Source organism: Geobacillus sp. FSL W8-0026, assembly GCF_037966255.1.
GTDB lineage: Bacteria > Bacillota > Bacilli > Bacillales > Anoxybacillaceae > Geobacillus > Geobacillus icigianus.
Map to the genome: position 1 here is coordinate 244817 of NZ_CP150194.1, position 17684 is coordinate 262500.

Consider the following 17684-nt stretch of genomic DNA (forward strand, 5'->3'; position numbering starts at 1 on the left):
CGGGAGTGGCTCGGTCCACTTCCTGTCGATAGACGCGATGACCCGAGTCCCCGCCCCTAAGCGTCGGCGTAGGTGGTGGAAATATATCACCGCTCGTTTCGAATGAAGTTTCTCTTCCGGTTTGGCTCGATGTTGACGTGATCCGTTAGACGGGAAGGCGTTAACGATGAGGAAGCCCATTCGAGGAGGGAGGAAGGCGATGCCCAGCAACGGCCAATAGCGGTGTGAGGCATCGCCTTCTTTTGATCAGCGGGCGGTATCTTCAATGACAGAAAGAAGCGTTTGCAGCGGATCGTTGTTGCCGGACCGTTCCATGTTTTGCTGGTAGCGGTCTCGGTTTTCGTACAGGCGGCGAATGGCCGCTGGCAATGATTCATCTGTCAAGTCTTCTTCCATTAACACGGCTGCATAACCCGCTTTTTCAAATGAGCGAGCGTTTAAGATTTGGTCACCGCGGCTGGCGGCTTTTGAGAGCGGGATGAGCAACATTGGCTTGCGCAAGGCCAGCAGTTCGAAAATGGCGTTCGCGCCGGCGCGGGAGACGACGAGATCGGCCAAGGCCAACAGGTCAGGCAGCTCTTCGTTGACGTATTCGAACTGTCGGTAGCCTTGTTGGCCTACTAGGCTTGAATCGACGTTGCCTTTTCCGCAGATGTGGACGATGTCAAATTCGCTCAGCAGCGCGGGCAGGCAGGCGCGCAATGCATCGTTGATCGTTTTTGAGCCTAAGCTGCCCCCCATGGCGAGCAGCACCGGTTTTTTTCCCGCAAATCGGCAAAGGCGTCGCCCTCGCTCCGCGCTTCCGTGTTTCAGCTCTTCGCGGATGACGGCGCCGACGTACACCGCTTTGTCAGCTTGCACATGATTCTTTGTTTCCGGAAAGGTCAGGCAAATTTTTGTCGCAAACGGCATGGCGATTTTGTTGGCCAAGCCGGGCGTCAAATCAGACTCGTGAATGACGGACGGAACGCCGTTTAGCCAAGCGCCGAGAATGACGGGAACGGAGACGAACCCACCTTTGGAGAATACGACCGCCGGCTTTTCTTTTTGGATTAAGCGATACGCTTGCCAAATCCCTTTTAAGACGTGAAACGGGTCCTTAAAGTTTTTCCAATCAAAATAACGGCGCAGCTTTCCGGTTGACACCGGATAGTACGGAACGCCGTCGATGCGGCCGATAATCTCACGTTCAATACCTTGATGGGATCCGATGTACACGATTTCCCACCCAAGCTCTTTCAGCTTCGGGATGAGGGCGACGTTGACCATGACATGTCCAGCCGTGCCGCCGCCGGTTAAAACGATTTTTTTTCGCAACACACATCACCTGTCTTGTTGGCAAAATGAACCTATGCCATTCTAGGCGCCGAGAGGCAGAAAGTTTCCGCAGCCAAGGCCCGCTAGCGGAAATTCCCGCCCCAACATATCGTGCCCATCTGTCATTATAGCAAATTTCCCGCCGCTGATGGAGGAAACCAGAGAGCGGTGCATTTCGTATTGAGCAGGAGGAATGGGCAAGGCGACTTCGTGGTAATGAAAGGAGCCGCTCGCTTCATCGCTAAGGTTTTCAAATGAAGCAACTTGGTGTCGTTCGCTTCTCAGTTGACGAGATTGGGCGTTAGCTAGGAACGATCGGCGTTTTTCACCAGCCTTCGAGAAGAATGGCGATTTGGTGTGAAATACCGGTGATTTCATTTCTAAAATGCCGGGCTGACGCGAGATTTTCATTTGTTGGGTGGAGGGGAGATCGCGCTGCCCATGCAATTTTTCCATTAGCGAACCTCCTGCAGACACAGCGATTGTTCTGATGAAAATGCCTCCGATTGGTGCGTGACGACAGTTTTTTACTATTCTTCTAACGATTTATTAAACAGTGATTGGCTAGTCTCCTATTTTCAAAGACGCGAAATATTGGTAAAGTACTATCAAGGGGTGAAGACGAGATGTTGGCATGGCTGGTTGGTTGTTGGTTGGTTGGAATCGTTAGTTATGGGGTTGTGCCGACGATCGTCATTCGCAAAAAGCGGGTGCGTTTGTTTCGTGAAGGAACGGCGCCTGACTGCCTCGCTTTGACGTTTGATGATGGCCCTGACCCGTATTATACGCCAAAGCTGCTTGATTTATTAAAGAAATATGGAGTGAAAGCGACCTTTTTTGTCGTCGGTCGAAAAGTGGAGCGCCATCCAGAGATCGTGCGGCGGATGGTGGAAGAGGGGCACGAAGTCGGTTTGCATAATTACCGTCATATCAGCAATTGGCTGCTTCCACCGTTTTGGCTCGACCGAGGGTTGCGGCGGACCGCTGCGGCGATCGAGCGGGCGACCGGGCAGCGTCCCTTGTATTATCGGCCACCATGGGGCCATTTTAACGCTTGGACGCCCATTGTGCAAAAGCGATATGTTACCGTGTTATGGTCGCATATTCTTGGTGATTGGAACGAGAAATTGGGTACAATGGAATTGTTCCATCGATTGCGGGCGGCTGTGCGCGGTGGAGCTGTGATCGTATTGCATGACAACGGTGATGCTTTAGGCGCGGATCAACGCGCTCCGGAGCAGATGCTGGCCGCTCTTGAGCTGCTGCTGAAGGATGAAACGGTGAAAAAGATGCGCTGGGTGACGATTACAGACTTGAGAAACGCGCAAACTAATCAACAAATGCTGTCGATGTAATGGGGGAGCTATGGATACGAGCGTATGGTTGCCGTATGTTCAGTCGTACGGGTATGTGATGTTGTTTTTGCTTTTGTTTTGCGGCATCGTTGGCATTCCGGCGCCCGAGGAGAGTTTGCTTTTTCTTGTTGGAGTCATGATTGCCAAAGAGCAGCTGCTGTTTTGGCCGACGATCGCTTCGTGCTGGGGCGGAACGATGGCCGGCATGGTGACCGCGTATGGGGCTGGGAGATGGTGGGGAGCTCCGTTTGTGCAAAAATACGGGAAATATGTAGGGATTACGAAGGAGCGGTGGGAACAGGCCCAGCTTTGGTTTCGCCGCCGTGGAAAATGGGGCATTTTGTTCGGGTGCTATGCCCCAGGGGTGCGGCAAATCTGCCCGTATATGGCGGGGGTGAGCCGTCTCCCGTTTCGGACGTTTTTATGGTTGGCTACGGTCGGGACAGCCGGATGGGTCATCCCTTTAACGTTGGCTGGACAGCTGCTCGGCCGGCATCTCCATCTCCCCCTCGCTTCCTTCCCGCTCGCTGGATTGGGATTGTTTTTGCTGTTTTTGCTTGCGGCATGGGTCGGACAGCGGAGGCGAAAAAAATCTATGGAGAGCTAAAGGGTGCGATCGATGATGAAAGTGTTGTTTTTGCCGCTGTTTCAAATGAATACCGGCCACCATAAAGTGGCCGATACGCTGATCGATTTTTTACAACGGCAAATTCCGGCGGTTGAAAGCAAAAAGATCGATTTTTTGAGCTATTGCAATGAACTGATGGAAAAGATGGTGTCGGAGGCATATTTGCGCTGGATTCGCTCGCATCCCGGTTCGTATCACCGCTTGTACAAAACGCTCATGTACCAAGAGTTGTCACGGTTTGAGCTGATGCCGTTCGAGCCATGGCTTCCTTACTTCGAGAACAAGATGAAAAAGATGGTGGAGCAAGAGCGTCCAGATCTTATCGTCTGTACCCATTCGTTTCCATCACGCATTTTGCAGCGGCTGAAGCGGAAACGAGCCTTGGCCGTTCCCGTAGTAAACGTCTATACGGACTTTTTTATGAACAGCGTATGGGGAAAACGATTCATTGACTACCATTTTGTTCCCCATCAAGAAGCCAAATGGGAGCTGATGACGACATACGGACTCGATCCGGCGCGCATTGTTGTGACAGGCATTCCGGTCCATGATGTGTTTATGAACCGTGCCGAGGGGCGGCGAAAACGGCAGCCTGCTCACGTGCTTGTCGCTGGCGGAAACCAAGGGCTCGGCAATATGATGGCCTTCTTACAGGCGGCGCGGACATCGGCTCGGTTCCGCTACTCTGTGTTATGCGGCGCCAATCGCCAACTGTACGAAGAAATCGCCAGCTGGCAGCTGCCCCACATTCGCCCGCTTCCGTACATCACCGACCCTGAGGAGATGAACCGGCTGTACGATGATGCGGATGCGGTGGTGACGAAACCGGGCGGGGTAACCGTCAGCGAACTGCTTCATAAGCGCATTCCGATCTTTGCGGTCGATTGCCTGCCTGGGCAAGAGCGCATTAATTTGCAATACTTGCAGCGAAACGGCCTCATTTACCATTTGAGCGGACCGGAACAAGTCGAACAGGAGATGTTGCGGCTGCTGACCGACGATGTCGAGAAAAACCGCTTTTTCCGGCGTGTCTCAGACTATTTCGCTGGGTTGGAAAAAACGGCGCAAGAGGCGCTTACCGAAATGGTGGCCGCGATGCCGCAACGCGTGGCTTGGCGGGTGTTGCGTCCGTAATGAGAAGCCATCTGACAGGAGTTGGATGGCGTTTTTTGGAAAGATGGAGGTGTGGCGAAACAACCCACGCCGCACATAATAAAATATCAGACCGTTGGATGTGAACCGTGTTACAATAGACAACGATGGCTAAAGAAATGAGGAGGAACGATGATGAAAACGAGAGTAGGCGTGTTATACGGGGGCAAATCGCCTGAACATCAAGTGTCGCTGTCAACGGCCATGGCGGTGATGAACGCGATCGATCCTCATAAATTTGCTGTAGTTCCCATTTATATTACGCCGGAAGGGAAATGGATTAAAGGAGAGCCGCTGACGGGTCCGGTCGAGGAAGTCAAGCAGCTCCAATTTGTGTCAGACGCTACCGCGATGATCCCGGTGTCTTTGAACCAAGTCCAACCATCGGATGCGGGTGGCCAAGAGGAAGCGATCGATGTCATTTTCCCGCTTTTGCACGGACCAAACGGCGAAGACGGAACGGTGCAAGGGCTGCTGGAAATGCTCAACCTTCCGTACGTCGGCAATGGGGTGCTCGCCTCTGCCGTCGGGATGGATAAAGTGGTGATGAAAAACTTGTTTGCCCAAGCTGGGCTGCGCCAAGCGAAGTATGTGGCAGTGACAAAATACGAATGGAACCAAGGCGGCGAGGCGGTGTATGACCGGGTTGAACAGGCGCTCGGCTATCCGTGCTTTGTCAAGCCGGCCAACGCCGGTTCGAGCGTCGGTATTTCGAAGTGCAAGCGGCGCGATGAGTTAAAAACGGCGTTTGCTGAGGCGTTTACGTATGATCGGAAAATTATTATTGAGGAAGCCATTGTCGGCCGAGAAATTGAGATTGGCGTGATCGGGAACGACGAGCCGGTTTGTTCCGTTGTCGGAGAAATTGTGCCGAAAAAGGAATTTTATGATTATGAAGCGAAGTATGAAGATGGGCAAACGGAGCTGATTATTCCCGCCGCTGTGACGGAGGAACAGTATGAAACGATCCGGTCGATGGCGTTAACGGCGTTTCGGGCCCTTGATTTATCCGGGCTCGCACGCGTTGACTTTTTCCTTGCTGAGAACGGCACGGTGTACATTAACGAAGTCAATACGATGCCGGGATTTACGCCATACAGCATGTTCCCGCTCCTTTGGAAGCATAGCGGCGTGTCATATCCGGAGCTGATCGAGCGCCTCATTGCGCTGGCGTTGGAACGGCATCAAGAAAAACAGACGATTTCATACACATTGGAACGAAAAAGAGGGTGAGAGCCGATGATGAAACGGACGGTGCGAGAGATTGCCGCGATGACCGGCGGCCGTTGTCCCCAGCCAGAGTGGGAAGACATTGTCGCCTCTGGGGTATCGACCGACACGAGGACGATTGCGGCCGGCAATTTGTACGTCCCGTTGCGCGGCAAGACGTTTAACGGCCACGCGTTTGTGAAAGAAGCGGTGCAGAAGGGAGCGGCCGCCGTCTTATGGACGGCAGCGGAGGGGGAGCCGCCGGAAGGGGTTCCGGTCATCGTTGTCGACGATACATTGACGGCGCTGCAACGGCTTGCTGCCCGCTATCGCGAACAGCTCGGTCTACACGTAGTCGGCGTCACCGGCAGCAACGGCAAAACGACGACGAAAGACATGCTTGCCGCTTTGCTTTCGACCCGCTATCGCGTGCAAAAAACGGAAGGGAACTTGAACAATCATATCGGTGTGCCGCTCACGCTGCTTGCCCTGGAGGAAGGGACAGACATCGCCGTCGTGGAGATGGGAATGAGCGGGTTTGGCGAAATTGAGCGGCTTACGATGATCGCTCGGCCGAACGCCGCCGTCATCACGAACATCGGTGAAGCGCACTTGCAAGAGCTTGGGTCGCGAGAAGGAATCGCCAAGGCGAAACTCGAAATTGTCGCCGGTTTGCATCGCGATGGGTTGTTCGTTTATCACGGCGATGAGCCGCTTTTAGCCGAACGGGTGCCGCATTTGCCGCTGCCCCGTCACGTCGTCACGTTTGGGGAGAGCGAGGAAAACGATTATTATCCGACAGCGGTGCGCATCGAAGCGGGGGGCACGTCATTCGCGGTGAACGCCCTCCCCGGCCGGACGCTGTTTATGCCGGTATTGGGGAAACATCACGTATACAATGCGCTCGCTGCCATTGCCGTGGCCCGCTTTTTTGACATCAGCTGGGAGGAGATTGACGCCGCTCTCTCCCGTTTGCAAGTGACGCGCATGCGTACGGAAGTAGTGAGAACGAAACGCGGCTTTACAGTGATTAATGACGCTTACAACGCCAGCCCGACATCGATGCGCGCTGCGTTGCTGCTGCTTGGAGAACTGGATGGTTATCGGCACAAAATCGCGGTATTGGGCGATATGCTCGAACTCGGCGACCAAGAAGTTGCGTTCCACCGAGAAATCGGGGAAATGCTGCGGCCGCAAATGGTGGATTATGTGTTCACTTACGGACCGTTGGCGCGCCATATTGCCAAGGCCGCCGCGCCGTTTTTTGGCCAAGGACGTGTAACGGCGTTTGACGATAAGACGGCACTGGCCGAGGCCGTGCTATCGATTGCCTCTCCGGATGATATTGTGTTGTTGAAAGCATCGCGCGGCATGAAATTGGAAGAGCTGCTTGGCTGTTGGGAGTAGCGCCGAGTCGGCGCAAAGAAATGAAGAGCAGGGGGGCGTGGCTGTAAGTCTCATCGACCGCTTTTGTGACCTTCGCCCGCTGCGCCTGTTATAGCATCGCCCGCTGCATTCATCGACCCGAGGGGGGGAACATTTTTGCCCGCCGCGGACGCCCAACATTGCAAATCGCTGCATAACATGGTATGATAACTGTCAAACCTTTCTCACGAACAAAAGGGACGATTTTGGATTAAGGGAGTTTGAATAACATTGACGACATTTCAAGAATTAGGATTAAGCCAAGAAGTCATGAAAGCCATTGAGCGAATGGGATTTGAAGAAACGACCCCGATTCAAGCGAAAACGATCCCGCTCAGCCTGCAAAATAAAGACGTGATCGGCCAAGCGCAAACCGGAACGGGGAAGACGGCGGCGTTTGGCATTCCGATCGTGGAAAAAGTGGACGTGAAAAACGGCGCCATCCAGGCGCTCGTCGTCGCACCGACGCGCGAGCTGGCCATCCAAGTGTCAGAAGAACTGTATAAAATCGGCGCCGTCAAGCGGGTGCGCGTTTTGCCGATTTACGGCGGCCAAGATATTGAACGGCAAATTCGCGCCTTGAAAAAGCATCCACACGTCATCGTCGGCACGCCGGGCCGCATCATCGATCATATTCAGCGCGGAACGCTGCGCCTCGATCACGTGCATACGGTCGTGCTTGACGAGGCGGATGAAATGCTCAACATGGGCTTTATTGAAGATATCGAGGCGATTTTAAGCCATGTGCCGACCGAGCGGCAGACGCTGCTGTTTTCGGCGACGATGCCGGATCCGATCCGCCGTATTGCCGAGCGGTTCATGAACGAACCGGAGCTCGTCAAAGTGAAAGCAAAAGAAATGACCGTGCCGAACATCCAGCAATACTATTTGGAAGTGCACGAGAAAAAGAAATTTGACATTTTGACGCGGCTTCTGGATATTCAAGCGCCGGAGCTGGCGATCGTGTTTGGCCGCACGAAACGGCGCGTTGACGAGCTCGCCGAAGCGCTCAACTTGCGCGGCTATGCGGCGGAAGGCATTCACGGCGATTTAAGCCAAGCGAAGCGGCTGTCGGTGCTGCGCAAGTTTAAGGAAGGAACGATTGAAATTTTGGTCGCGACCGATGTGGCGGCGCGCGGGCTCGATATTTCCGGCGTCACGCACGTGTACAACTTTGACATTCCGCAAGACCCGGAAAGCTACGTTCACCGAATCGGGCGCACCGGGCGCGCAGGCAAGACCGGGATGGCGATGACGTTTGTCACGCCGCGGGAAATCGGACAGCTTCACCATATTGAACGGACGACGAAGCGGAAAATGGAGCGCATGAAGCCGCCGACGCTCGATGAGGCGCTCGAGGGCCAACAGCGCGTTGCCATTGAACGGCTGTTGAACGTTGTTGAAACCGAAAACTTATCGTTTTACAAACGGGCGGCGGAAGAGTTGCTTGAGGAGCACGATTCGGTGACGATCGTCGCCGCTTGTTTGAAAATGTTGACGCGCGAACCGGACACGACGCCGGTGAAGCTGACGGAAGAGCCGCCTTTGGCGGTCAAACGGGAGAAAAAGCGAGGCGGTCGCCCGGACAGCTCGACGCGCAGCCGGACGAAAAAACGGCGGATGACGGCGCATTAAGCGCCGTTTTTCTATGCCCGTGGCCGGAAACCGCCGCGTTCTTCGAGCGCTTTTCCCCCGTCCGAGGTGGCGCTCTGTTGGTGAACACGATCAAAAAAGACGATTTCGTTTCGGCGTATGGAGCCAAAGGAGGGGCGGTGGGTCAAGGCGGACAGCCAAAAACGGGGCGAGCAGCCCGCCGGTGGTGAAGCCGAACAAATGGGCCAGCAAATTTCCGTTGGGCCTTGTCAAAGCAAGCGCCAGATTCACAGCGATGACGGCCAGCAGCAGCTGGGCATATCGGGGGGCGATTGCCTCGCGGCGAAACAAAGCGAGATAGCTATACATGCCAAATAAAGCGAAAATGGCACCCGATGCCCCGACGTGTGTATACATTGGCGGCATGAACAAGACGGTGGCGATATTCGCGCCGATGCCGCCCGCGAGGTAAAGGGCGAAAAATCGTCTCGTTCCGAGCGCGCGTTCCAGCCATGGACCGCATACGTACAACGAAAGGCTGTTGGCTGCCATATGGCTGAAATCGCGGTGCAGCACGATCGGGCTGACAAGCCGCCAATATTCTCCACGGAGAATGGCGCCGTTTGTTCCGACGGTATACTGCCAAACCGGTTCGAGCGTTGCGATGGGCAGGGCGAACAGCAGCCATAGCGCGATATGGGCGCACAGCAGCGCGGCAACGGCCGGGCAAAGGCGGATCAATGTGCGACTATCGTTTGCGGGAAGAAACACGGATTTGTCTCCCTTCTTAGTGAAAATGAAATGGCATTTCTATGAAACCATTTTATGCGACGCGTCATGAAAACATTTGTCCAAAGAAAGAAGAGGAGGGAAGGCGATGATCATCGGCATCGGCATTGATATTGTCGAGCTGGAACGGATCCGGTCGCTCCTTGAGCGCAGCCGTAAATTCGCCGAGCGCATTTTGACGCCGCGCGAAAAGGCGCAGTTTGATGCGTTGCCGACCGCGCGGCAGACGGAATTTCTCGCCGGTCGGTTTGCGGCGAAAGAAGCGTATGCCAAAGCGCTTGGGACGGGGATTGGCAAGAAGGTGTCCTTTCGCGATATCGAGATCGTTTGCGATGAGAATGGGAAACCGGGGATTCTCGCCCGCCGCGACGGTGAGGCGGTGCACTTGTCCATTTCGCACAGCCGCGACTACGCGGTCGCCCAAGTGATCATTGAGCGTCTCAGACCGGGCCAGCCGCTCGATGCTTGCCATGGCTAGTCTGCATATTCCCGGACTTTGTCTCATATATTGTAGTGCATGGACAGAAACCGATCTATGAGGCAAAGGGGTTGAAGCGATGGGCAAAAAAGTCCTTTTGGCATTCGCCGGCATCATCTTTTTGTTTGCTTTGGCTGGCTGCGGGTCGAAATCACAGGAGGAAGTGCTGAAAGCGCTCGATGAAAAGATGGAAGAGATGACGAGCTATCAAGCGGAAGCGAAAATGACGTTCCGCACGGGGGCCAAGCCGCAAGTATATCATGTAGAAGTATGGCATAAGCAGCCGGCGTATTACCGCGTCAGTTTGAAAAACGCCGACAAAGGGCAAAGCCAAATGATTTTGCGCAACGACGAAGGGGTGTTCGTCTTTACGCCCGCCCTCAACAAAAGTTTTAAGTTTGTCAGCGATTGGCCGAAAAACAGCAGCCAAGCCTATTTGTACGAATCGCTCGTCAAAGACATTTTAAGCGACTCGAAGGCGAAGTTTAAGGCAACGAAGGACTACTACGTGTTCGAAACGAAAACGAACTATCCAAACAGTCAGGTCGTTCCAACACAAGAAATTACATTGCGCAAAAAAGATTTGGCACCTGTTTCGGTCAAGGTGATGGACACGGATCGAAAAGCGCTGTTGACCGTGGAATTTTCGAACGTCGAATTCAACAAAACGTTTGATGATGATGCGTTTGATACGTCCAAAAATATGACCGGGGCGCGCCTCGAAGTACCAACGATGGCTGAGGGCAGCGGACAAGGGATGGCCGTGATGTATCCAAGCCGCCTTCCGCAAGGCGTTCAAGCGCTGGAAGAAAAAGAAATCAAAAACGAAAACGGCACACGGGTGATTATGACATTCGGCGGCCAAAAATCGTTTACCCTCGTGCAAGAAAAAGCGGAAGTGCTCCCGGCGACAAGCACGCCGGTGCTCATTAACGGCGATCCTGTTGATTTAGGATTCACGGTCGGCGCTCTCACCGACAGGACGTTAACTTGGTCGTATAATGGAGTGGAATTTACATTGGCTTCAGACGATTTGACGCCGGAAGAAATGATCATGGTCGCCAGCTCGGTGCAAGAAAAAGCAGCCAAATAGAGGCATTGGAAAAGGCGGATTCCCCGCTTCGGGCGTGGGGCCGCCTTGTTGTTATTTTCCAGCCCGCGGTTTAGAAGGGCGGTGATTTAAGGAAACAGGCCGCTTACCAGCCTCGTTACTCAAATAGAAAAGCCCTGTCCCATCCAAGATCGATCGGCTTGCAAACGCTCCCCTATTGTTCAAGAGAAACAACCGTTTTTTCACCAGCCTTTTAGAACGTTGGTGAAAAACCGCTGTTGGCCTTAATCGGCGATGGAACGCGTGAACATAGCGGCTGCTGCAGCAAGTTTTCTCTACTTGAGAAATGATTCCGAGAAGCGGTTGCGCGAGTCAATCGCCAGCCTCTTAGGCCGGAATCGGGCCTTCTAGGGTGAAAGGCCGTTCAAGGAGAGGACGGAATGAAACAAGAGAGGATGGGAATCGTTTGCGCTCCCTAGGCAATGGGAAAGGAGCGGCCCTTTGCAACATTTTCCTCCGTGCAGGCCGTTTTTTCGCGGCTCCTCCTATTCCTTCTTTTTGGAGAACGTGATAAACTAAAAAAGGATTAAGAATCGTTGAAACGCTTACAAAACGGCTATTAAGGGAAAGGCAGCGAGAGAAGGATGGACGACTTTCATCGCGATACATGGGCGGAAATCGATTTGGACGCCATCTATGACAACGTCGCCAATCTGCGCCGTTTTTTGCCAACGGGCACGAACATTATGGCGGTCGTCAAGGCAAACGCTTACGGGCACGGTGATGCTGAAGTGGCGAACACCGCGCTGGAGGCCGGCGCCTCTTACCTAGCTGTCGCTTTTTTGGATGAGGCGCTCGCGCTAAGGAAAAAGGGCCTCGCCGCCCCTATTTTAGTGCTCGGAGCGTCTCGCCCCGAAGATGTGAGCCTTGCTGCGGAACACCGCATTGCTCTCACCGTGTTCCGTTTGGATTGGTTGGAAAAAGCAGCAGCGCTGTATCAAGGTTCTGCCCCGGTTCATTTTCATTTAAAGATGGATACGGGAATGGGACGGCTTGGCGTCAAGGATGAACGGGAGACGAAGCAAATGGCGGCGCTGATCGAACGCCATCCGCATTTCATCCTTGAGGGAGTTTACACACATTTTGCGACGGCCGACGAAATCAATACGGACTATTTTTCGTATCAGTACGATCGTTTCTTATCGATGCTTGAGTGGCTGCCGTTTCGGCCGCCCCTCGTTCATTGCGCCAATAGCGCCGCGACGCTCCGCTTTCCTGATCGAGCGTTCAATATGGTCCGCTTCGGCATTTCGATGTACGGGCTCGCCCCATCGCCAAGCATCAAGCCGCTGCTCCCGTACGAGCTCAAGGAGGCGTTCTCGCTCCATAGCCGCCTTGTGCATGTGAAAAAGCTGCAACCGGGGGAAAAGGTGAGCTACGGAGCGACGTATACGGCGCAAGCGGAAGAGTGGATCGGCACGATCCCGATCGGCTATGCCGATGGCTGGCTGCGCCGCCTAGAGCATTTTCATGTGCTAGTTGACGGCAAAAAAGCGCCGATTGTCGGCCGCGTTTGTATGGACCAATGCATGATCCGTCTCCCGGGGTCGCTGCCGGTCGGCACGAAGGTGACGTTGATCGGCCGCCAAGGGGACGAAGTCATTTCCGTCGATGACGTCGCTCGCCATCTGGATACGATCAACTATGAGGTGCCTTGCCTGATCAGCTATCGGGTGCCCCGTATTTTTTTCCGAAATAAGCGTATAATGGAAGTGAGAAATGCCGTTGGTCGCGTGGGAACGAATGCATAATTTGCTTCGGGAGACAAAGGATAGAAAACGAAGAAATGACTTTGCAGCGCCGTTGTTTAATGGTATCATGAAGTGGAAGCAATGAATGGCTGCAGTTCGTGGAGGTGTATATTCGTGTCGGAATCGGGCGCAACAACGGAAATCATCGTTCGCTTGCCGCAATCGCTGGTGACGGAGCTGGATGTGCTTGTCAAACAGGAAAATGGCAACCGCAATGAACTGATTTATCAGGCGACAAAAATGTATATTCGTGAGCGGAAAAAACGGCAAATTCGCGAGGCGATGAGACGAGGCTACATGGAAATGGCAAAAATCAATTTATCTATCGCTTCTGAAGCGTTTCATGCTGAATACGAGGCCGACCACACCGTTGAACGCTTAGTTAGCGGGGGGTAATGCTTTGATTGTCAAACGTGGCGACGTGTATTTTGCGGACCTTTCCCCGGTTGTTGGCTCAGAGCAGGGCGGCGTGCGTCCCGTCTTGGTCATTCAAAATGACATCGGCAACCGCTTCAGTCCAACGGTAATTGTTGCGGCAATCACGGCGCAAATTCAAAAGGCAAAATTGCCGACGCATGTGGAGATTGACGCGAAGCGTTACGGGTTTGAACGCGATTCCGTCATTTTGCTTGAGCAAATCCGTACGATCGATAAGCAACGGCTGACCGATAAAATCACCCATTTGGATGACGAAATGATGGATAAAGTCGATGAAGCGTTGCAAATCAGTTTAGGGCTGATTGACTTTTGAGCTTCGTTGCCTTGCCACCGCAACGCGTTTTTGTGGCCAATAAGATGAGGGAAAGCGGCGTTGACGTGCGGCATCGGTCTTGGATAATGGTCTGTGGATGAGATGGGCAGATCGGGCTCCCATCGCGATCTGTCCTTCTATGTATATATGAAGTTGACCAAGAAGCTGCGGATTGAGTAGCTCTTTTTTTTGTCACCGCGAATGGAGAAGCCCGCGGTTTCTCCATACATAATAAAGGGGGAAGTACATCGCCAATCGCTATCATGTGCATCGGCTAGAGTTTCTCTATACATAAAAGGAGGGAAGCGTTTGACCACTGAACAGCAACTCATTTCGCTGATTGCTGCCGAGCAGAAACTGGCAGCGCCACACGTTAAAAATGTCATCACGCTTCACCAGGAAGGAAACACGATCCCGTTTATCGCCCGTTACCGGAAAGAAATGACCGGGGCGCTTGATGAGGTGCAAATTCGTGATGTGCTTGAGCGCTGGGAGTACTTGCAGCATTTAGAACAGCGCAAAGAAGAAGTCATTCGCTTAATCGATGAGCAGGGGAAATTGACGGAAGAGTTAAAAAACGAGATTATGGCGGCGACGAAGCTGCAGCAAGTCGAAGATCTGTATCGCCCTTACCGACAAAAACGGCGCACGAAAGCAACGATCGCCAAGGAAAAAGGGCTCGAGCCGCTTGCCGATTGGCTTCTTTCCTGCCCCCCGTCCCCAACGCCTGATGCGCAGGCGGAAGCGTTCGTTGATGTTGAAAAAGGGGTGGCGACTGCTAGTGAGGCGCTGCAAGGGGCGAAAGACATTATCGCTGAACGAGTAGCCGATGATGCTGGCTTCCGTCAATGGATACGCGAGCAAACATGGCGGAAAGGAACGATCGCTTCGGCCGCCAAAGCGCCGGAAAAGGACGAGAAGCGCGTGTATGAAATGTATTATGATTACGAAGAGCCTGTCGGCAAAATAGTTCCGCACCGTGTGTTAGCGTTAAACCGCGGTGAAAAAGAAGGCGTGCTGCGCGTCTCGATCAAGGCGCCGGTCGAGGAGATCGTTCGCTATTTGCAGCGAAAAACGGTCACCCATCCGTCCTCTCCGGCCGCCGCGCTGGTGGCGGAAGCGGTGGAAGACGGGTACAAGCGGCTGCTTGAACCCGCCATCGAACGCGAGATCCGCAACGAGCTGACGGAAAAGGCCGAGGAACGGGCCATTCATATTTTTGCCGAAAACTTGCGCAAGCTGCTTCTCCAGCCGCCGCTAAAAGGAAAAACGGTCCTTGGCATCGATCCGGCCTATCGCACGGGATGTAAACTCGCTATCGTCGATGAAACGGGGAAGCTGCTCTGCATCGATGTCATGTACCCGCACCCGCCTCAAGAACGGAAAGAAGAAGCGCGAGCAAAGCTTCTGCGTTTGCTTGCTGACTATCATGTGGACATGATCGCCATCGGCAACGGAACGGCATCAAGGGAAACAGAGCAGTTTGTCGCCGACGTGCTGAAGGAAGTGGAGCGGGACATCTTTTATGTCATCGTCAACGAGGCGGGGGCGAGTGTCTATTCCGCTTCCGACCTTGCGCGCGCCGAATTCCCGGATTTGCAAGTGGAAGAGCGGAGTGCCGTTTCCATCGCTCGCCGCGTTCAAGATCCGCTGGCCGAATTGGTAAAAATCGATCCGAAATCGGTCGGGGTCGGCCAGTACCAGCATGATGTGTCGCAGAAAAAGCTGGCCGAATCGCTTCAGTTCGTCGTGGAGACGGTGGTCAACCAAGTGGGCGTCAACGTGAACACGGCGTCCGTTTCATTGCTTCACTACGTGTCAGGGCTGACGAAAACGGTGGCCGAAAACATCGTCAAGCGCCGCGAAGAACAAGGAAAATTCCGCAGCCGTGAAGAGCTGAGAGCGATCCCGCGGCTTGGGGCGAAAACGTACGAGCAATGCATCGGCTTTTTGCGCATTCTCGATGGTGAAGAACCGCTCGACCGCACGCCGATTCACCCTGAGCGGTACGCGGAAGCAAAACGGCTTTTGCACACGGCCGGATTTACCACCGACGCCATTGGCAGCAGCGAACTGCGCCAAGCGCTGCAAGCCATCGACATCGAAGCAACGGCAGCTGAACTTGGCATCGGCGAACTAACGTTGCGCGATATCATCGACGCCTTATGCCGTCCGGAGCGCGACCCGCGCGATGAGCTACCCAAGCCGCTGCTTCGCAAGGACGTTTTGAAAATGGAAGACTTGCAACCGGGCATGGAACTTGAAGGTACAGTGCGCAATGTCGTGGATTTCGGCGCCTTTGTCGACATCGGGGTCAAACAGGACGGTCTAGTTCACATTTCCAAACTTAGCAAACAATACGTGCGCCATCCGCTCGATGTCGTTTCCGTCGGCGATGTCGTCAAAGTGTGGGTCGAGCATGTCGACGTGGCGAAAGGGAGAATTTCCTTATCGATGGTAGCACCAGAAAAGTGAAGCGAGAAGCACTGCTTCATGAGCAGTGCTTTCTCCGATAAAAAAACCAGCATTGGTTTAACAGCTTAATTTGATCGCGGTTTTTCTCATAATAGGCTCGTCTCATCTGGTTTTTCAGCCATGTAGGCAAAACGGTCACCTCCCTACCAACGGAAAGGTAGTATATAATGTATGTATCTGGGCATTGTCCTGTGCCAAAAACATAAAGGGGGCGCCTGCCAATGGATCAGAAACAGTTGCAAGCACTCGTGGAGGAAGTTTCCCTAAGCGCATTTGGCAAACCGTTTCGCCACACCGCCTCCTTCAATCCAAGACTTCGCACGGTCGGCGGGCGCTACGTGTTGCAAACGCACAACATTGAACTGAACAAAAAACATTATGACCGATTTGGCGAAGAAGAGCTCATTGCCATCATCAAACATGAACTATGTCATTACCATCTTCATCTGGAAGGGAAAGGCTACCGCCATCGCGACCGCGACTTCCGCGAGCTGTTGGCCAAAGTCGGGGCCCCTCGTTATTGCCGCCCGCTCGAACAAAAAGCAAAAACGGCCAAGGTGATCCATACATACATCTGCACATCGTGCGGCTTAGCTTACAAGCGCAAAAAACGCATCAACACCGACCGCTATGTCTGCGGTCGGTGCCGCGGCCGACTCGAGCTCGTCCAAAGCGCGCGCTCGTGAGCTGCGCAAAATCTTTTCAAAAAAGGTTGACAACCTAAATATCCTATGCTAAATTATAAAAGCCGTCGCCGAATGGCGATCAGTGATTTTTCCCGACAGTATATTGACAAATCAAAAACTGCTCAATATAATAAACAATGTCAGTTTGTGAAGAACATCGTTGGGGCATCGGAGTTTGCTTGGAAAAGAACGAGGCGAGCTCGAAACGCTTTCGGTGATCATTAAACAACAGCCTAGCGATGAGCCTACGCATCATCGAATATGCTTTGCGTGACCCTAACGTATTAAGCTTTCTTGGATATGCTTGGAGAGGAAGGAACAGGGCAAGTTTTGAACAGGTTTCTTGACTACTATTCCGCAATAGCTCAGCGGTAGAGCAACCGGCTGTTAACCGGTAGGTCGTAGGTTCGAATCCTACTTGCGGAGCCATCTGTTTGGAGAAGTACCCAAGTGGCTGAAGGGGACGGTTTGCTAAACCGTTAGGTCGTGGCTTTACGGCGCGCGGGTTCAAATCCCGCCTTCTCCGCCACTTCTCATATTTGCATGGCCCGTTGGTCAAGTGGTTAAGACACCGCCCTTTCACGGCGGTAACACGGGTTCGAATCCCGTACGGGTCACTTGCAGCGCGGGGATTCCCGCGAATTCACGGTCCCGTAGTGTAGTGGTTAACATGCCTGCCTGTCACGCAGGAGATCGCGGGTTCGAGTCCCGTCGGGACCGCCATTACAACATAATAGTTCGCTGGGCCATAGCCAAGCGGTAAGGCAACGGACTTTGACTCCGTGATGCGCTGGTTCGAATCCAGCTGGCCCAGCCATTCTTCTTTCATACATACCTAAGCTGTTCGCTTAGGGCCTATCATGCTCATTAGCTCAACAACAAGCCATATATCTTCGAGTTGACTGCGAGTTGCCTCGACGCACTCGGCATCCTTGGATCAGCTAGCAGAGGAAGGGACATCGTT

At 53.5% G+C, this 17684-nt stretch carries 17 protein-coding genes and 5 tRNA genes; 18 read left to right on the top strand and 4 right to left on the bottom strand.

The window, feature by feature from the left end; genetic code table 11:
- Window positions 1-246: 246 nt before the first annotated feature.
- Together NST29_RS01280 and NST29_RS01285 are read right to left on the bottom strand one after the other, a co-directional pair.
- Window positions 247-1317, bottom strand: coding sequence for an undecaprenyldiphospho-muramoylpentapeptide beta-N-acetylglucosaminyltransferase (locus NST29_RS01280; RefSeq protein ID WP_033023665.1), 1071 nt, complete (start codon window positions 1315-1317; stop codon window positions 247-249).
- Window positions 1318-1359: 42 nt separating this feature from the next.
- Window positions 1360-1773, bottom strand: a complete 414-nt coding sequence (locus NST29_RS01285; RefSeq protein WP_033023666.1) for a hypothetical protein — start codon at window positions 1771-1773, stop codon at window positions 1360-1362.
- A gap of 170 nt (window positions 1774-1943) precedes the next feature.
- On the opposite strand from NST29_RS01285, the gene NST29_RS01290 reads away from it, so the two are divergent.
- The 6 genes from NST29_RS01290 (at window position 1944) to NST29_RS01315 (ending at window position 8721) form a co-directional block, all read left to right on the top strand.
- Window positions 1944-2672 (top strand): polysaccharide deacetylase family protein, encoded by a 729-nt coding sequence (locus tag NST29_RS01290; RefSeq protein WP_033023668.1) that lies wholly within the window; start codon window positions 1944-1946, stop codon window positions 2670-2672.
- Window positions 2673-2682: 10 nt separating this feature from the next.
- Window positions 2683-3279, top strand: a complete 597-nt coding sequence (locus tag NST29_RS01295) for a DedA family protein (RefSeq protein ID WP_033023669.1) — start codon at window positions 2683-2685, stop codon at window positions 3277-3279.
- 12 nt (window positions 3280-3291) lie between these two features.
- Entirely contained in the window at window positions 3292-4434 is a 1143-nt protein-coding gene (locus tag NST29_RS01300) for a galactosyldiacylglycerol synthase (protein WP_033023671.1), read from the top strand.
- Window positions 4435-4587: 153 nt separating this feature from the next.
- On the top strand, window positions 4588-5685 hold the full coding sequence (locus NST29_RS01305) for a D-alanine--D-alanine ligase (protein WP_033023672.1): 1098 nt from the start codon (window positions 4588-4590) through the stop codon (window positions 5683-5685).
- A gap of 6 nt (window positions 5686-5691) precedes the next feature.
- A complete protein-coding gene (gene murF / locus NST29_RS01310) occupies window positions 5692-7068 on the top strand; it encodes a UDP-N-acetylmuramoyl-tripeptide--D-alanyl-D-alanine ligase (protein ID WP_339232599.1) in 1377 nt (458 codons plus the stop codon).
- Between the two features lie 249 nt (window positions 7069-7317).
- Complete coding sequence (locus tag NST29_RS01315) at window positions 7318-8721, top strand: DEAD/DEAH box helicase (protein WP_033023675.1); 1404 nt, start codon at window positions 7318-7320, stop codon at window positions 8719-8721.
- A 90-nt stretch (window positions 8722-8811) separates the two neighbouring features.
- Here NST29_RS01315 and NST29_RS01320 read toward each other — a convergent pair whose 3' ends face one another.
- Window positions 8812-9450, bottom strand: coding sequence for a rhomboid family intramembrane serine protease (locus NST29_RS01320; RefSeq protein ID WP_051962575.1), 639 nt, complete (start codon window positions 9448-9450; stop codon window positions 8812-8814).
- A 106-nt stretch (window positions 9451-9556) separates the two neighbouring features.
- Here NST29_RS01320 and acpS point away from each other — a divergent pair, with 106 nt between their 5' ends.
- The 6 genes from acpS to NST29_RS01350 all read left to right on the top strand — a co-directional run bounded on the left by acpS (window position 9557) and on the right by NST29_RS01350 (window position 16034).
- Window positions 9557-9946, top strand: a complete 390-nt coding sequence (gene acpS, locus NST29_RS01325; RefSeq protein ID WP_033842624.1) for a holo-ACP synthase — start codon at window positions 9557-9559, stop codon at window positions 9944-9946.
- A 79-nt stretch (window positions 9947-10025) separates the two neighbouring features.
- Window positions 10026-11039, top strand: coding sequence for an outer membrane lipoprotein carrier protein LolA (locus tag NST29_RS01330; RefSeq protein ID WP_033842623.1), 1014 nt, complete (start codon window positions 10026-10028; stop codon window positions 11037-11039).
- A gap of 602 nt (window positions 11040-11641) precedes the next feature.
- Window positions 11642-12808, top strand: a complete 1167-nt coding sequence (gene alr, locus NST29_RS01335) for an alanine racemase (protein ID WP_033023680.1) — start codon at window positions 11642-11644, stop codon at window positions 12806-12808.
- Window positions 12809-12922: 114 nt separating this feature from the next.
- Window positions 12923-13204, top strand: coding sequence for a hypothetical protein (locus NST29_RS01340; RefSeq protein WP_033023681.1), 282 nt, complete (start codon window positions 12923-12925; stop codon window positions 13202-13204).
- A gap of 4 nt (window positions 13205-13208) precedes the next feature.
- The gene (gene ndoA, locus NST29_RS01345) at window positions 13209-13559 is read left to right on the top strand and encodes a type II toxin-antitoxin system endoribonuclease NdoA (RefSeq protein ID WP_003253417.1); all 351 of its coding nucleotides are present in this window, start codon (window positions 13209-13211) and stop codon (window positions 13557-13559) included.
- A 309-nt stretch (window positions 13560-13868) separates the two neighbouring features.
- On the top strand, window positions 13869-16034 hold the full coding sequence (locus tag NST29_RS01350) for a Tex family protein (protein WP_033023683.1): 2166 nt from the start codon (window positions 13869-13871) through the stop codon (window positions 16032-16034).
- A gap of 16 nt (window positions 16035-16050) precedes the next feature.
- On the opposite strand, the gene cmpA is transcribed toward NST29_RS01350, so the two are convergent.
- Window positions 16051-16164 (bottom strand): cortex morphogenetic protein CmpA, encoded by a 114-nt coding sequence (gene cmpA / locus NST29_RS01355; protein ID WP_089135018.1) that lies wholly within the window; start codon window positions 16162-16164, stop codon window positions 16051-16053.
- Between the two features lie 91 nt (window positions 16165-16255).
- On the opposite strand from cmpA, the gene NST29_RS01360 reads away from it, so the two are divergent.
- From NST29_RS01360 to NST29_RS01385, 6 genes are all read left to right on the top strand, one after another.
- The gene (locus NST29_RS01360) at window positions 16256-16720 is read left to right on the top strand and encodes a SprT family protein (protein ID WP_033023684.1); all 465 of its coding nucleotides are present in this window, start codon (window positions 16256-16258) and stop codon (window positions 16718-16720) included.
- Window positions 16721-17074: 354 nt separating this feature from the next.
- A tRNA-Asn gene (locus NST29_RS01365) sits at window positions 17075-17149 on the top strand.
- A 7-nt stretch (window positions 17150-17156) separates the two neighbouring features.
- A tRNA-Ser gene (locus NST29_RS01370) sits at window positions 17157-17249 on the top strand.
- 16 nt (window positions 17250-17265) lie between these two features.
- Window positions 17266-17337: transfer RNA gene (locus NST29_RS01375), tRNA-Glu, on the top strand.
- A gap of 30 nt (window positions 17338-17367) precedes the next feature.
- A tRNA-Asp gene (locus tag NST29_RS01380) sits at window positions 17368-17443 on the top strand.
- A gap of 19 nt (window positions 17444-17462) precedes the next feature.
- Window positions 17463-17537, top strand: a tRNA-Gln gene (locus NST29_RS01385).
- Window positions 17538-17684: the final 147 nt, after the last annotated feature.

Bases quoted from the DNA above. Each gene is read 5' to 3' on its own strand.
- NST29_RS01330 (WP_033842623.1), top strand. From the start codon at position 10,026: ATGGGCAAAAAAGTCCTTTTGGCATTCGCCGGCATCATCTTTTTGTTT.
- NST29_RS01285 (WP_033023666.1), bottom strand. From the start codon at position 1,773: ATGGAAAAATTGCATGGGCAGCGCGATCTCCCCTCCACCCAACAAATG.
- NST29_RS01300 (WP_033023671.1), top strand. From the start codon at position 3,292: ATGATGAAAGTGTTGTTTTTGCCGCTGTTTCAAATGAATACCGGCCAC.
- NST29_RS01305 (WP_033023672.1), top strand. From the start codon at position 4,588: ATGAAAACGAGAGTAGGCGTGTTATACGGGGGCAAATCGCCTGAACAT.
- NST29_RS01295 (WP_033023669.1), top strand. From the start codon at position 2,683: ATGGATACGAGCGTATGGTTGCCGTATGTTCAGTCGTACGGGTATGTG.
- NST29_RS01290 (WP_033023668.1), top strand. From the start codon at position 1,944: ATGTTGGCATGGCTGGTTGGTTGTTGGTTGGTTGGAATCGTTAGTTAT.
- acpS (WP_033842624.1), top strand. From the start codon at position 9,557: ATGATCATCGGCATCGGCATTGATATTGTCGAGCTGGAACGGATCCGG.
- alr (WP_033023680.1), top strand. From the start codon at position 11,642: ATGGACGACTTTCATCGCGATACATGGGCGGAAATCGATTTGGACGCC.
- NST29_RS01360 (WP_033023684.1), top strand. From the start codon at position 16,256: ATGGATCAGAAACAGTTGCAAGCACTCGTGGAGGAAGTTTCCCTAAGC.
- murF (WP_339232599.1), top strand. From the start codon at position 5,692: ATGATGAAACGGACGGTGCGAGAGATTGCCGCGATGACCGGCGGCCGT.